The sequence below is a fragment of the Enterobacter cloacae complex sp. 6730903 genome (assembly GCF_048283985.1).
Classification (GTDB): domain Bacteria; phylum Pseudomonadota; class Gammaproteobacteria; order Enterobacterales; family Enterobacteriaceae; genus Enterobacter; species Enterobacter hormaechei_C.
Genome location: NZ_JBLVXX010000006.1, coordinates 45,279 through 58,314, shown reverse-complemented (window position 1 = coordinate 58,314; position 13,036 = coordinate 45,279). Strand labels below are relative to the sequence as shown.

Here is a 13,036-nt window from a genome sequence, read left to right as displayed (position 1 = left end):
ACGTCCTCAGGCAATTACGCCCAGCTGTTTGCCGATGCGGGTAAAGGCTTCCACCGCACGTTCAATTTGTTCAGGCGAGTGCGCCGCAGACATCTGGGTGCGGATACGCGCCTGACCTTTTGGTACCACCGGGAAGAAGAACCCGGTCACGTAAATCCCTTCTTTTTGCAGTTCGCGGGCAAAGTTCTGCGCGATAACCGCATCCCCCAGCATCACCGGAATGATGGCGTGGTCAGCACCGGCGAGGGTGAAGCCTGCGGCGCTCATTTTTTCACGGAACAGACGGGCGTTGGACCACAGGCGGTCGCGCAGTTCAGCGCCGGACTCCACCATCTCCAGCACTTTGATGGAGGCAGACACAATCGCCGGCGCCAGGGAGTTGGAGAACAGATACGGGCGGGAGCGCTGGCGCAGCCACTCGACCACCTCTTTACGCGCGGCGGTGTAGCCGCCAGACGCGCCGCCGAGCGCTTTGCCCAGCGTACCGGTGATGATATCCACGCGGCCCATTACGTCGCAGTATTCGTGGGAGCCACGACCGTTTTCGCCGACAAAACCGACCGCGTGAGAGTCATCCACCATCACCAGCGCGTCGTATTTATCCGCCAGATCGCACACGCCCTTCAGGTTGGCGATCACACCGTCCATGGAGAACACGCCGTCGGTGGCGATCAGGACGTGGCGAGCCCCTGCTTCACGGGCCTCTTTCAGGCGCGCTTCCAGCTCCACCATGTCGTTGTTGGCGTAGCGGAAACGCTTCGCTTTGCACAGGCGTACGCCGTCGATGATGGAGGCGTGGTTCAGGGCGTCGGAGATAATCGCGTCTTCTGCGCCGAGCAGGGTCTCAAACAGACCGCCGTTGGCGTCGAAGCAGGAGGAGTACAGAATCGCGTCTTCCATTCCGAGGAAGTTCGCCAACTTTTGCTCAAGCTGCTTGTGGCTGTCCTGCGTACCGCAGATAAAGCGAACGGAGGCCATACCGAAACCGTGGGTGTCCATGCCGTTTTTCGCCGCGGCAATTAGCTCAGGGTGATTCGCAAGACCTAAATAGTTGTTCGCGCAAAAGTTGATCACATGGCTGCCGTCGGCAACGGTGATGTCCGCCTGCTGCGCAGACGTGATAATACGCTCTTCTTTGAACAACCCTTCCGCACGTGCGGTGTCGAGGTCGCTGTTTAACTGTTTGTAAAAATCACCACGCATTGCAATTCTCCAGACTCGGCAAATTTTGGCACATATTACCCAAACCAATAGTTCATGACGAGATGACGCAGTATCTCTTCTCGTTTTTGCAGCATAAATCACGCGTACCCCTGCTGCATATCGGTGAATGGCTGAAGCCTGAGCATTGTGATGATATGATAAAGAGATTAGCGTTCGGGATATTCCCCGACTCATACTTCAAAGGTTACAGTTATGATCATCGTTACTGGCGGCGCGGGCTTTATCGGCAGCAATATTGTTAAGGCCCTCAATGACAAAGGCATCACCGACATTCTGGTGGTGGACAACCTGAAAGACGGCACCAAGTTCGTTAACCTGGTGGATCTGAACATCGCTGACTACATGGATAAAGAAGACTTCCTTATCCAGATTATGGCGGGTGAAGAGTTCGGCGAGATCGAAGCCATCTTCCACGAAGGTGCGTGCTCCTCCACCACCGAGTGGGACGGCAAGTACATGATGGATAACAACTATCAGTACTCCAAAGAGCTCCTGCACTACTGCCTGGAGCGTGAAATTCCGTTCCTGTACGCCTCTTCCGCGGCAACCTATGGTGGGCGCACTTCAGATTTTATCGAATCCCGCGAATATGAGCAGCCGCTGAACGTTTACGGTTACTCCAAGTTCCTGTTTGACGAGTACGTGCGTCAGATCCTGCCAGAAGCAAACTCCCAGGTTGTTGGCTTCCGCTACTTCAACGTCTACGGGCCGCGCGAAGGCCACAAAGGCAGCATGGCGAGCGTGGCGTTCCACCTGAACACCCAGTTAAATAACGGCGAAAGCCCGAAACTGTTCGAAGGCAGCGACGGCTTTAAGCGTGACTTCGTCTACGTGGGCGATGTGGCGGCAGTAAACCTGTGGTTCCTGGAAAATGGCGTGTCCGGCATTTTCAACCTGGGCACCGGCCGCGCGGAATCTTTCCAGGCGGTGGCAGACGCGACGCTGGCGTACCATAAAAAAGGCAGCATTGAGTACATTCCGTTCCCGGATAAGCTGAAAGGCCGCTACCAGGCATTCACCCAGGCGGACCTGACTAACCTGCGCGCCGCAGGCTACGACAAGCCGTTCAAGACCGTTGCCGAAGGCGTAACGGAATATATGGCCTGGCTGAACCGCGACGCATAAGTATGAAAATTCTGGTGATCGGCCCGTCATGGGTGGGCGACATGATGATGTCGCAAAGTCTCTATCGCACGCTCAAGGCGCGTTATCCCCAGGCGATAATCGACGTGATGGCACCCGCATGGTGCCGTCCGCTGTTATCGCGTATGCCGGAAGTGAACGAGGCGATCCCGATGCCGCTCGGCCACGGGGCGCTGGAAATCGGTGAACGCCGCAAACTCGGTCACAGCCTGCGTGAGAAGCGCTATGACCGCGCGTACGTGCTGCCAAACTCCTTCAAATCCGCCCTCGTGCCCTTCTTTGCGGGCATCCCGCATCGTACCGGCTGGCGCGGTGAAATGCGCTACGGCCTGCTGAACGACGCCCGGGTGCTGGATAAAGAGGCCTGGCCGCTGATGGTGGAGCGCTACGTGGCGCTGGCCTACGACAAAGGCGTGATGCGCAGCGCGAAAGATCTGCCGCAGCCGCTGCTGTGGCCGCAACTCCAGGTAAGCGATGGGGAGAAATCCCACACCTGCAACGCGTTTGGCATTTCGTCCGAACGCCCGATGATTGGCTTCTGCCCCGGCGCAGAGTTTGGCCCGGCAAAACGCTGGCCGCACTATCACTACGCAGAGCTGGCGAAACAACTTATCGACGAAGGCTATCAAATTGTGCTGTTTGGCTCGGCGAAAGATCATGAGGCGGGCAATGAAATTCTCGCCACGCTGAGCACTGAGCAACAGGCCTGGTGTCGCAACCTGGCAGGGGAAACGCAGCTCGAGCAGGCGGTTATCCTGATTGCCGCCTGTAAGGCCGTGGTCAGCAACGACTCAGGTCTGATGCACGTCGCCGCCGCGCTGGATCGTCCGCTGGTCGCGCTGTATGGCCCAAGCAGCCCGGACTTCACGCCGCCGCTGTCGCACAAAGCGCGCGTGATCCGTTTGATCACCGGCTACCACAAGGTGCGCAAAGGCGATGCCGCAGAAGGTTACCATCAGAGCCTGATCGACATTACCCCGCAGCGTGTTCTCGAAGAACTCAACGCACTGCTGTTGAGCGAAGAAGGATAACGGATGCGGGTATTGATCGTTAAAACCTCCTCAATGGGTGATGTTCTGCATACGCTGCCGTCGCTGACGGACGCCATGCGGGCCATTCCCGGCATCCGTTTTGACTGGGTGGTGGAAGAAGGCTTCGCGCAGATCCCCACCTGGCATGAAGCGGTTGATCGCGTGATCCCGGTGGCCATTCGCCGCTGGCGCAAAGCGTGGTTCTCCGCACAGATTAAAGCCGAACGCAAAGCCTTCCGCGAAGCGGTGCAGGCCCGGCGTTACGACGCGATCGTCGACGCCCAGGGGCTGGTGAAAAGCGCCGCGCTGGTCACGCGTCTGGCGCACGGCGTAAAGCACGGCATGGACTGGCAAACCGCCCGCGAACCGCTGGCGAGCCTGTTCTATAATCGTCGCCACCATATTGCGAAGCAGCAGCACGCCGTGGAACGTACCCGCGAGCTGTTCGCTAAGAGTCTCGGCTATGCAAAACCCGACCTCCAGGGTGACTACGCCATCGCACAGCATTTTCTGCGCGAAACGGACAGGGATATCGCGCCGTATCTGGTCTTCCTGCATGCCACAACGCGCGATGATAAGCACTGGCCGGAAACGCACTGGAGAAGGCTGATTGAACTAATGCAACCTTGCGGTATCCATATTAAACTCCCGTGGGGCGCTGAACATGAGCGGCAGCGTGCGGAGCGTCTGGCAGCCGGTTTTTCCCATGTCGAGGTGTTACCCAAACTCACACTGGCGCAGGTTGCCGCACAGCTGGCGGGCGCTAACGCCGTCGTTTCTGTGGATACAGGGTTAAGCCATTTAACCGCCGCACTGGATCGTCCTAATATCACGATTTTCGGCCCGACCGATCCGGGGTTGATCGGGGGTTACGGTAAAAACCAGCATCAGATGGTCAGCCCTACGCACCAAACGAAGGATATTAGCGCAGATGCTATTTTTTCATATTTACAGGGCAGCCATCGGCTTTCCAACAGGGATATTTAACCCATGAGTTATGTATTTCTGCTGATTTTACTCTTTCCGGTGAAACTCATCCGGAAGCTGTTTCGAAAGGACACGGGCAAGAACCTTGTCATTCAGACAGCCAAAATCGGTGACTTTATTAATGCGACGCCTCTTCTGGCCTGGCTGCAAAAAAGCGATGTGTTGATCAGTCGCAGCGTTGGCGCGCTGGCGAAGCATGATGAGACTATTGAGCAGATCTATTTTATCGAGCAGCATAAGCGCAACCTGTGGCGTAAACTGTGCTTCGCGTGCAGGATCATGAACCGCTACGACAACGTCTACCTGCTACAGCCCAACAGCGTGAACCTCTTTTTTGCCGCCGTCTGTAATGCAAAAAACAAACAATTTTTAAGCATTTACACGCGCAGGTGGTACCACGGGATTTTCTATCTCGCGGCTGACGGTACCGTTGAGCATGGCAAAAAAACGCTTTCGGTGACGAACTACCTGAAACTGGCCGACCGCTCGCTCACGTGGCAAGACTCTCCCAAGCACGCCACAAAGCCGCTCTTCAAGCCGACGACCTGGCCGGCCATTCTTGATAAACCTGGCGTTATCCGCATCGGCATCAGTATTGCGGCGGGCAATAAAGCCAAAACCGTCCCTCCGGTTATCTGGAAGCGGATTGTTGATCAACTCGCTGATTTACCCTGCGAGTTTTATGTCTTCGGCGCGCCAAACGAACAGTCGTGGATGGACGATATCACCCGTCTTTACGGTGAAATCCCCAATTTTATCAATCTTATTGGCAAAATTTCGCTGGAAGAGCTTCCCTGGGCCATTTCTAAGATGGACTGCTATATCGCGTCTGACTCAGGGAATGTCTACATCGCAGACGCCGTCGGCGTGCCGGTGGTCCTGCTGTTTGGACCGTGTTGTCACTATGAACAGCGTCCGCTTGGCAATGTGATGCTGATCGGGAATGACGATAACATTTGTTCTTATGTGTTTGAAACGCGCTATTACTTCCCGCAAGAACGGGAAGCGCTATTCTCTGTCACTGACTCCGCGTTACACGATCTTCAGCAGTTTATCCGTACATTACCAAAAGCCCGCTCACTGGCTAGCGCTACCGACGCTCAAGGAAACTAATTTTTATGGCTTTTTTAAGCGTCATTATTGCTGCGCATAACGCTGAAGCTACGCTGCACGCCACGCTTTCAAGCCTGCTGGCAGCAACCGTTCAGGATACTGAAGTCATTATTTTCAATGACAGTTCTGAGGATGCCACGCAGGCAATAATTGATGAGTGGTCGCCGAAATTTCCTCAGATCATAACGCGCACCGTGAACTTTCGTAACGTAGGCCGGGTAAGAAACAGCGCTGTCGCACTGGCATCGGGTGAGTATATTACGATGCTCGACAGTGACGATTGCTTAAAGCCGGGCAGCCTGAGGGACGCAATAGCCTTCCTGAAAGCGCAACGTCCGGATATGTTACTGACACGTTTGCTTGAGATTCGCGATCCCCGGAAAATGACTTCAGACTGGCAGGGATTTAATCCTGTGCCATTGTTACAACATGAAGCAGTCGCTCGCTTCTTACGTCATAAAGACTTTCAGGCACATCTCATTGGCCAGTTTATTCATCGTAGCCTGTACGAGAGTAACCCTATTCCTCCGATGTTATGTTATGAGGATTTCGCTGTCTTCCCGGGAATGTTGATGCAATCGAGCAAAATAGCCTATCAACGCCAGGGGCATTATTATTACATCAAGCGTCGCGACAGTTTGTCGAGCAGTCTGGACGCCAGCAAAATTTCAACGCTTGTCGAATGCACGTTACAGATGGAAAGAACATTTCCGTCACGCTACAAACATCTCGTCAATTGCCACTGGTTTGATATTTACAGCAACCATCGGTCCTGTCTTACAGACCAACAATTGCAGCTCGTGAAACAACGCGTAAAGGCCATGTATACATTGTCTTTTTTCCTGTCCACCGATGTTCGTTTTAGCTACAAAAAAAGGGTTATTGAGGCGTTATGGAAAAAATAAAACCACGGCTCTATCAACTGACGATCGCTTTGAGCCTCATCTCTTTGATGCTGGCATTGGTCAGTTCAGGGAAGCAAAGAGAGTTTTTCTATATTGCTATTTACGTCAGTATTATTGGCCTGGCTTTCGAATATAAAAAAATCACTCTGCGACCTTTTACTATAGCGCTGCCCATTCTGCTGATTGGGTTACTTAACCTCGGCTGGTACTTAGTCTATGAGTATCATAACGAGGGCCTCAACCTTTACAGCGACTATCTCGGTGCCAGCAAAAAGTTAATTTTAGCGAGTGTCCTGATTTTCTATATTGACCGCTTTAAGATTTATATCGATAAGGACACCTTCAGGAAATTGTTCTTCTTCGCAACGGCCTTGGGGTTTGTGCTCGCCACAGGGTATGGCTTGTGGCAGGCCTCGCAAGGTATGACTCGCGTTGAGATGGCAATTAACCGTGCCACCGTTTCAGCTTACGTTTATTCTGTCCTGTCACTGGCTTTCGTATACAGTCTTTACCTTCAACAGAACGTGAAGCTGTATGTTGTTGCGGGCTTCACTATATTAATTTCTTACTTCGTCATACTGTTGACGGGGACCCGTGCTGCGATGGGTTTATATCTGCTTCTGGCGGTTGTGCTCACGCTGTATCATTTCAGAAAGATTCATCTCAAATCCACTCTCATCTTTTTATGTATTGTGGCCGGGATTGTCATCGTGAGCTACAAGCCGTTAATTTCCCCGAAAATAACGCAAACCCAAATTGAATTTGAGAATTATCAGAAAGGCTATGACCGCACGTCACTTGGCGCACGTTTTTCGATGTGGACTGTCGGGATCGCGAATGGTCTTGCACATCCGTTGGGGCAATCACTTGAAGACCGTGAAACGTGGACACGGCAGTATATAAAAGACGGCCATCCTCACCTTGGCAGTGCACTCGAATACATCAAAGTCCACCTGCATAATGAATTTATTGAGAAATACTCTTTGCAGGGGATCCCCGGCGTGGCGGTAATGCTCTTTTTCTTCGTTTCGATGATTGTGTATGCCCTACGAAACAGAAACGCGCTGCTGCTGACGTCGATGCTTCTTTTGCTTTTGTATGGACTGACGGATGTCATACTGCTCAGTTCAGAAGCCTTAATCTTCTTTATGATTTTGTTTGCGCTAAGTACACCTTTCTCACAAACAAAACAGCAATAACAAATATGCCCGCCTGGCGGGCATAACTATTTTTTGTACTGGTAAAACTCCGCCAGCGTCATCCCCACGGTCTTATCTGATAACCAGGTAAAGAGCTGCTCCAGATCCTGATACAGCCCTTCAATCGCGGCCTCGTCTTTAAAAGTAGGGCTGCCGCCAGGCATAAATTCCGACGAATGCAGCATGAACTCCACGTAGTCATTCCCCTGAGCCAGGCACTGCTGCGCCACCTTAATCATCTCCGCCGCATTTCCTCCGGACGGGCGTAACCAGTTAACTGACGGAGAACGGTATTTACCGCGCAGACGATCATAACCCTGCTTCAGGGAATTCAGCCATGCCGGGTGTTTATACTGGATGCTCATCGGCACTTCGAGGAGAGGGCTGTTTCCCGGCCGGGAAATGTCGTCTACGTCCAAAAAGTAGGCACGATCGGGAAAATGCTGGTAATTCGTTCCGCCCTTACCCTGCGGGGCACCTTTCGCGTTGCGCCAGTTCACACGCGGCGTAACGGAACAATCAACCTGATACCCCAGCTCAATCAGCAACTGGGCGTAACGGCTGTCGAATGCCCAGCGCCCGGCGCGATGGCTGAGCATTTTTGTCTGGAAAGTCTCTTCCAGTAAGTGGGTCATGAAGAGCACTTTCTCACGCATGACCTCGTCTGAAAACTCAATCAGATAAGGCTGCCAGCGCCAGTCATCACCGGTCAGATCGTGCTCCGGAGGGCTGTTCCAGGCATGGAGATGCATTCCCACCTCACCCTGACCGCGGGCTATGACCTCTTTCGCGAACTCAATGAATACCGGTTCGACGGCCATCTCGTAGTTGGTCAGCCAGACGGGCTTAAAGCCGAAGCGTTCACAAAGCGCCTGAAACCGCGCCAGGTAGCGCGCGTTTTCCGTTTTGATCACCCGGTGGTTCTGCCAGAGATTATCCCCTTCGGTATCGATCGTGATGATAAACGCTGGTTTTTTCATAATGAGCCCGCAAGACAAAATAGTTAGCGCTATGTTACGCACGCCCGAAAGCAGGAGTAAACCCTTCCAGGGAAATTCCTGACATTATGGAGAAAGAGTGCAAGTCGTTACCAGGTCTATTAGAATTGCCAATAGTACAACGCCGATAAGATGATGATGAATAACTTACCTGACACGCCTGATTTGCGCATTTTACTGATCAAACTTCGCCATCATGGTGACATGTTACTCACCACCCCCGTCATCAATTCATTACGCCAGAAATGGCCTGAAGCCCAAATCGACGTGCTTCTCTATGAAGAGACGCGAGACATGCTCGCCGCGCATCCGGCAATCGGGACGATCTATGGTATCGATCGTAAATGGAAGCAGCTGGGGACGCTGAAGCACCTGCAAAAAGAGTGGCAGTTGCTTCGTGCTTTACGCGCTCAGCATTATCATCTGGTGATCAATCTTGCCGATCAATGGCGCAGCGCGATTGTTACCCGCTTCACCGGCGCACCGGTTCGGCTCGGGTTCGCCTTTAACAAGCGCAATAATGCCTTCTGGCGTTTTTGTCACAGTGAACTGGTCTCGGTCGCCAGCCATCAGTCGCTGCACACCGTTGAACAAAATCTCTCCATACTGTCAGCGCTGCCGGTAATGGCCAACCCTACCGTGACCATGGCTTATAGCGCGGATGACTGGCGCCATGCTCACCAAAAGCTGACGCAAAATGGCGTGGGAGACCGCTACATCGTTATTCAACCCACTTCACGCTGGTTCTTTAAGTGCTGGGACGAAGGCAAAATGGCGCAAACTATCGCCGCGTTGCAGCAGGACGGCCACACTATCGTCCTTACGGCGGGACCGGATAAGAAAGAGCTGGCGATGATTGACCGTATTCTTGCCGCCTCCCCGCAGACGGGTGTTGTATCGCTGGCAGGGCAGTTAACCCTGCGCCAGCTGGCTTCGCTTATCGATCACGCGATCCTTTTCATTGGCGTTGACTCCGTACCCATGCACATGGCCGCCGCCCTTCAGACGCCCTGCGTGGCGCTGTTTGGCCCGTCAAAATTGACGTTCTGGTCGCCATGGCAGGTTAACGGCGAGGTCATCTGGGCAGGCGACTACGGCCCGCTTCCCAACCCTGACGCCATTGATACAAAAACGACGGAACGTTATCTCGACGCCATCCCCGTTGATGCTGTCGTCTCCGCCGCAAGGAGAAACCTGCAATGAAGCTTCATCGTCTGGCCATTGTGCGCCAAAAATATCGTCCGGATGGCGGAGCAGAACGTTTTGTCTCCAGGGCACTTACCGCGCTGAGCAATCAAAATCTTGAGCTCAACGTCATCACCCGTGAGTGGCAGGGCGAAAAGCAGGACGACTGGCATATTCATATTTGCGATCCCCGAAAGTGGGGCCGCATCAGCCGTGAGCGCGGCTTTGCACACGCCGCGCGCGCGCTGTGGCAGCAACAGCAGTTTGATATTGTCCAGAGCCATGAACGTATTCCGGGCTGCGATATTTACCGCGCCGGGGATGGTGTACATCGACGCTGGCTGCTACAGCGTACGCGTATTCTTCCCGCCTGGCGCGCGAAGCTGCTTATGCACGATCGCTATCACCGCTACGTGATGCACGCAGAACGTGAAATGTACCAGGCGCCCGAGTTGAAAGCCGTTATCTGTAATGCGGAGATGATCAAGCGCGAAATCGTCGAAGACTTTGATATTGACGCAAAAAAGATACATGTGATTTATAATTCAATAGATTCCAGCCGCTTCGTTCCGGCAGAAGAGCGTCAGCGTGCTGTACTGCGTCAGCAATTTGGCTTACCCGCTGATACCGTCATTTTCTGCTTCGTGGGTTCAGGGTTTGAACGCAAGGGGCTGGCAAGCGCTATTCGGGCTATAGCAGGAACTTCGGCGTGGCTGGTTGTGGTCGGTCAGGATAAAGCGGAAAGCCGTTATCGCGACCTCGCCCGCTCATTAGGCTGTGAGGGGCAAATCCGTTTCCTGGGGATGCAAAAAGAGACGCTGCCATTTTATCAGCTTTCTGATGGTTTACTGCTGCCGACGCTGTATGATCCTTTCCCTAACGTCATACTTGAAGCAATGGCCTGTGGATTGCCCGTCATTACGTCAGAGAGTTGCGGTGGTTCAGAATTTATTGAGCAAGGCCAGAACGGGTTTTACTGTGATGCACTTGATATCCACACATTGAAGGAGGCCGTCATGTCCATCCCTTCATTGGAAAAAAATAACAATATGGGGCTTGCGGCGCGTGAACGCGTCAGAGAAGCAACCCCTGAAAAACTATCAAGTCAGCTTATTTCGCTTTATCAAAAATTACTGGATTAATAATGCGCATCCTAATGATTATTGATGGTTTACCCGGTGGAGGAGCCGAAAAAACGGTTCTCACCCTCTCCAGCGGACTGACAGAACTGGGGCATCAGGTCACCCTTTTCTCCTTACGGAAGGTGTGCGACTACGCCATTCCGGAAGGTATCGATTTTCAGGTTGTGCAGGATACCTGTAAAAAACCCTGGCGGAAGCTGACCGAGATCCCGCGTCGCGCCCGTTTGCTGGATCGCGCCATCGAGCAGGCAGAACGCAGCGGTAAATTTGACGTCGTGTTCTCGCATCTGCATAAAACCGACCGTATCGTAGCGCACAGCCGCGTGCTGGATCGGGATAAGGTCTGGTTCTGCATACACGGGATGTTCTCCTTTTCCTATTTGCGCCATCGCAGCGGGCTTTCTCGCTGGTTTAAGCATTATAAAATTCGTCATACCTATGAAAACCGCAACGTGGTGGCGGTATCCGGCGCCGTGCTGCACGATCTGTCTGAGGTACTCGCGATCCCCCTGCGGCGCAAAGCGGTTATCCATAACCCCTTTGATATCCCTGAAATTCAGCGTCTGGCGGAAGCGCCCTTTGAGATGCAGGGGCAGGATTACATTATCCACGTTGGCCGTTTTCATGAACACAAACGTCACGACCGGCTGCTGCGGGCGTTCGCGCTGAGCAAGATCGACGCATCGCTGGTGTTGATGGGTAAAGGTTCTGACGCGAAAATAAACCAGCTCAAACAGCTTGCCGCTAAGCTGGGAATTGAAAACAAGATCGTCTTCCGCCCGTTCGAAACTAACCCCTACCCGTGGATCAAAGGGGCACGCCTTTTAGTGTTAAGTTCCGACTGCGAAGGTTTTGGTAACGTACTGGTAGAGTCCATTATCTGTCAGACCCCACCGGTGAGTACAAACTGCCCTGGCGGCCCTGCTGAGATCCTTACTGGCCCCCTGGCGCGTGGTCTGACCGCGTTAACCGACGAATCACTGGCGAAAACACTGGCAGAACTGTATGCCTCTCCGCCGGTTGTTGATCGCGAAACGATCGCCTCGTTCGGTATCAACGCCATTTGCCAGCAATACATTGCTTTGGTCGACAACCAAAAATAATCAGGTTTCATATGCAAAATTCAGCGCCTTTATTAAGCGTGGTGGTTGCCGTTTATAACGGTGAAGCTTTTCTCGATCAGTTCTTTACCTGCCTTGTAAATCAACACATCGACAGTGTGGAAGTCATCATCGTGAATGACGGCTCCACTGACCGCTCGATGCAGATTGTCGAAAAATGGCGCGAAAAGCTGCCACAGATGCAGGTTATTGAACAACCTAATCAGGGCGTGTCCATCGCGCGTAATACTGGCCTGGCCGTTGCGACCGGGCAGTATCTCTCTTTCCCGGATATTGATGATGTCTTCAAACCCGGCATGTACCAGCGTCTGCTGGATATGGCCGTCACGCAGAATCTGGATGTCGCCACCTGCAATGGCAACTACGTCTGGGAAAATAACAAAAAACCGTCTCGCCCTATCTTCCCTGAAGATAAGCTCGCCTCAACGGGCGTCATGAATGGCGCGGCATGGTTAAAAAAGGCGCTGGATTCACGTAAGTTCCTGCATGTGACCTGGCTGAATATCTATCGTCACGATTTTATTCGTCAGCACGGCTTCCGTTTCGAGCCAGGCCTGCGCCATCAGGATATCCCGTGGACGACTGAGGTGCTGCTTGCCGCGGAACGCGTTCAGTACACCAGCGAACGCTTTTACGACTACTACATTCACTCCGCCTCGGTATCGCACACCCCGGATAATGACGACACGCTGATTCGCTCTGCGCGCCATTACATGAAGATCCTGAAGATGCTTGATGCCATTAACCAGCGCTACCCGGATAAAGTGAAAAATATCCCGGCCTGTTACTGGCAAATCGCTAAAGAGGGTCTGGGAATTATTCATACCTTCGACAACATGAAGGATGAGGCGAAGAAATCAATGATAATCAAAGAGTTCTTCGACACCGGGATCTGGAAGCTCATCTGGAAAAGTGCCAAAAGCCCGCGTTTGCGCTGGCGCCTGGGCCGACGCTACTTCCGTTTAAAACGGTATCTGGCATAAGAGAT

General features: G+C 53.0%; 12 protein-coding genes. 10 read left to right on the top strand and 2 right to left on the bottom strand.

The window, feature by feature from the left end:
• Nucleotides 1-6 precede the first annotated feature (6 nt).
• On the bottom strand, nucleotides 7-1,203 hold the full coding sequence (gene kbl / locus ACNQ0W_RS04615) for a glycine C-acetyltransferase (protein ID WP_062933130.1): 1,197 nt from the start codon (nucleotides 1,201-1,203) through the stop codon (nucleotides 7-9).
• A 213-nt stretch (nucleotides 1,204-1,416) separates the two neighbouring features.
• Here kbl and rfaD point away from each other — a divergent pair, with 213 nt between their 5' ends.
• Genes rfaD through ACNQ0W_RS04585 form a run of 6 tightly spaced genes read left to right on the top strand, consistent with a single transcriptional unit; the run spans nucleotide 1,417 to nucleotide 7,602 of the window.
• On the top strand, nucleotides 1,417-2,349 hold the full coding sequence (gene rfaD / locus ACNQ0W_RS04610) for an ADP-glyceromanno-heptose 6-epimerase (protein WP_062933129.1): 933 nt from the start codon (nucleotides 1,417-1,419) through the stop codon (nucleotides 2,347-2,349).
• Between the two features lie 2 nt (nucleotides 2,350-2,351).
• Entirely contained in the window at nucleotides 2,352-3,398 is a 1,047-nt protein-coding gene (rfaF, locus tag ACNQ0W_RS04605) for an ADP-heptose--LPS heptosyltransferase RfaF (RefSeq protein ID WP_015570031.1), read from the top strand.
• Nucleotides 3,399-3,401: 3 nt separating this feature from the next.
• Nucleotides 3,402-4,385: a lipopolysaccharide heptosyltransferase RfaC gene (gene rfaC / locus ACNQ0W_RS04600; protein ID WP_062933128.1), complete on the top strand. Its 984-nt coding sequence runs from the start codon at nucleotides 3,402-3,404 to the stop codon at nucleotides 4,383-4,385.
• A gap of 3 nt (nucleotides 4,386-4,388) precedes the next feature.
• Nucleotides 4,389-5,498, top strand: coding sequence for a glycosyltransferase family 9 protein (locus tag ACNQ0W_RS04595; RefSeq protein ID WP_062933127.1), 1,110 nt, complete (start codon nucleotides 4,389-4,391; stop codon nucleotides 5,496-5,498).
• A 5-nt stretch (nucleotides 5,499-5,503) separates the two neighbouring features.
• Nucleotides 5,504-6,403: a glycosyltransferase family 2 protein gene (locus ACNQ0W_RS04590; protein ID WP_062933126.1), complete on the top strand. Its 900-nt coding sequence runs from the start codon at nucleotides 5,504-5,506 to the stop codon at nucleotides 6,401-6,403.
• Nucleotides 6,391-7,602 carry an O-antigen ligase family protein gene (locus tag ACNQ0W_RS04585; RefSeq protein ID WP_062933125.1) on the top strand — a complete coding sequence of 404 codons (1,212 nt, stop codon included), beginning with the start codon at nucleotides 6,391-6,393 and terminating at the stop codon, nucleotides 7,600-7,602. The genes ACNQ0W_RS04590 and ACNQ0W_RS04585 overlap by 13 nt, the downstream gene beginning before the upstream one ends.
• Nucleotides 7,603-7,628: 26 nt before the next feature.
• On the opposite strand, the gene ACNQ0W_RS04580 is transcribed toward ACNQ0W_RS04585, so the two are convergent.
• Nucleotides 7,629-8,582 (bottom strand): polysaccharide deacetylase family protein, encoded by a 954-nt coding sequence (locus ACNQ0W_RS04580; protein ID WP_062933124.1) that lies wholly within the window; start codon nucleotides 8,580-8,582, stop codon nucleotides 7,629-7,631.
• Between the two features lie 150 nt (nucleotides 8,583-8,732).
• On the opposite strand from ACNQ0W_RS04580, the gene rfaQ reads away from it, so the two are divergent.
• Genes rfaQ through ACNQ0W_RS04560 form a run of 4 tightly spaced genes read left to right on the top strand, consistent with a single transcriptional unit; the run spans nucleotide 8,733 to nucleotide 13,031 of the window.
• Nucleotides 8,733-9,803, top strand: coding sequence for a putative lipopolysaccharide heptosyltransferase III (rfaQ, locus tag ACNQ0W_RS04575; RefSeq protein ID WP_074135700.1), 1,071 nt, complete (start codon nucleotides 8,733-8,735; stop codon nucleotides 9,801-9,803).
• Nucleotides 9,800-10,927, top strand: a complete 1,128-nt coding sequence (locus ACNQ0W_RS04570) for a glycosyltransferase family 4 protein (protein WP_062933123.1) — start codon at nucleotides 9,800-9,802, stop codon at nucleotides 10,925-10,927. The genes rfaQ and ACNQ0W_RS04570 overlap by 4 nt, the downstream gene beginning before the upstream one ends.
• A gap of 2 nt (nucleotides 10,928-10,929) precedes the next feature.
• A complete protein-coding gene (locus ACNQ0W_RS04565) occupies nucleotides 10,930-12,030 on the top strand; it encodes a glycosyltransferase (protein ID WP_062933122.1) in 1,101 nt (366 codons plus the stop codon).
• An 11-nt stretch (nucleotides 12,031-12,041) separates the two neighbouring features.
• Nucleotides 12,042-13,031, top strand: coding sequence for a glycosyltransferase (locus ACNQ0W_RS04560; RefSeq protein ID WP_047733240.1), 990 nt, complete (start codon nucleotides 12,042-12,044; stop codon nucleotides 13,029-13,031).
• The last annotated feature ends 5 nt before the right edge of the window (nucleotides 13,032-13,036 follow it).

Bases quoted from the DNA above. Each gene is read 5' to 3' on its own strand.
- rfaQ (WP_074135700.1), top strand. From the start codon at position 8,733: ATGATGATGAATAACTTACCTGACACGCCTGATTTGCGCATTTTACTG.
- rfaC (WP_062933128.1), top strand. From the start codon at position 3,402: ATGCGGGTATTGATCGTTAAAACCTCCTCAATGGGTGATGTTCTGCAT.
- rfaD (WP_062933129.1), top strand. From the start codon at position 1,417: ATGATCATCGTTACTGGCGGCGCGGGCTTTATCGGCAGCAATATTGTT.
- ACNQ0W_RS04580 (WP_062933124.1), bottom strand. From the start codon at position 8,582: ATGAAAAAACCAGCGTTTATCATCACGATCGATACCGAAGGGGATAAT.
- ACNQ0W_RS04565 (WP_062933122.1), top strand. From the start codon at position 10,930: ATGCGCATCCTAATGATTATTGATGGTTTACCCGGTGGAGGAGCCGAA.
- kbl (WP_062933130.1), bottom strand. From the start codon at position 1,203: ATGCGTGGTGATTTTTACAAACAGTTAAACAGCGACCTCGACACCGCA.
- ACNQ0W_RS04560 (WP_047733240.1), top strand. From the start codon at position 12,042: ATGCAAAATTCAGCGCCTTTATTAAGCGTGGTGGTTGCCGTTTATAAC.
- ACNQ0W_RS04585 (WP_062933125.1), top strand. From the start codon at position 6,391: ATGGAAAAAATAAAACCACGGCTCTATCAACTGACGATCGCTTTGAGC.
- ACNQ0W_RS04570 (WP_062933123.1), top strand. From the start codon at position 9,800: ATGAAGCTTCATCGTCTGGCCATTGTGCGCCAAAAATATCGTCCGGAT.
- rfaF (WP_015570031.1), top strand. From the start codon at position 2,352: ATGAAAATTCTGGTGATCGGCCCGTCATGGGTGGGCGACATGATGATG.
- ACNQ0W_RS04590 (WP_062933126.1), top strand. From the start codon at position 5,504: ATGGCTTTTTTAAGCGTCATTATTGCTGCGCATAACGCTGAAGCTACG.
- ACNQ0W_RS04595 (WP_062933127.1), top strand. From the start codon at position 4,389: ATGAGTTATGTATTTCTGCTGATTTTACTCTTTCCGGTGAAACTCATC.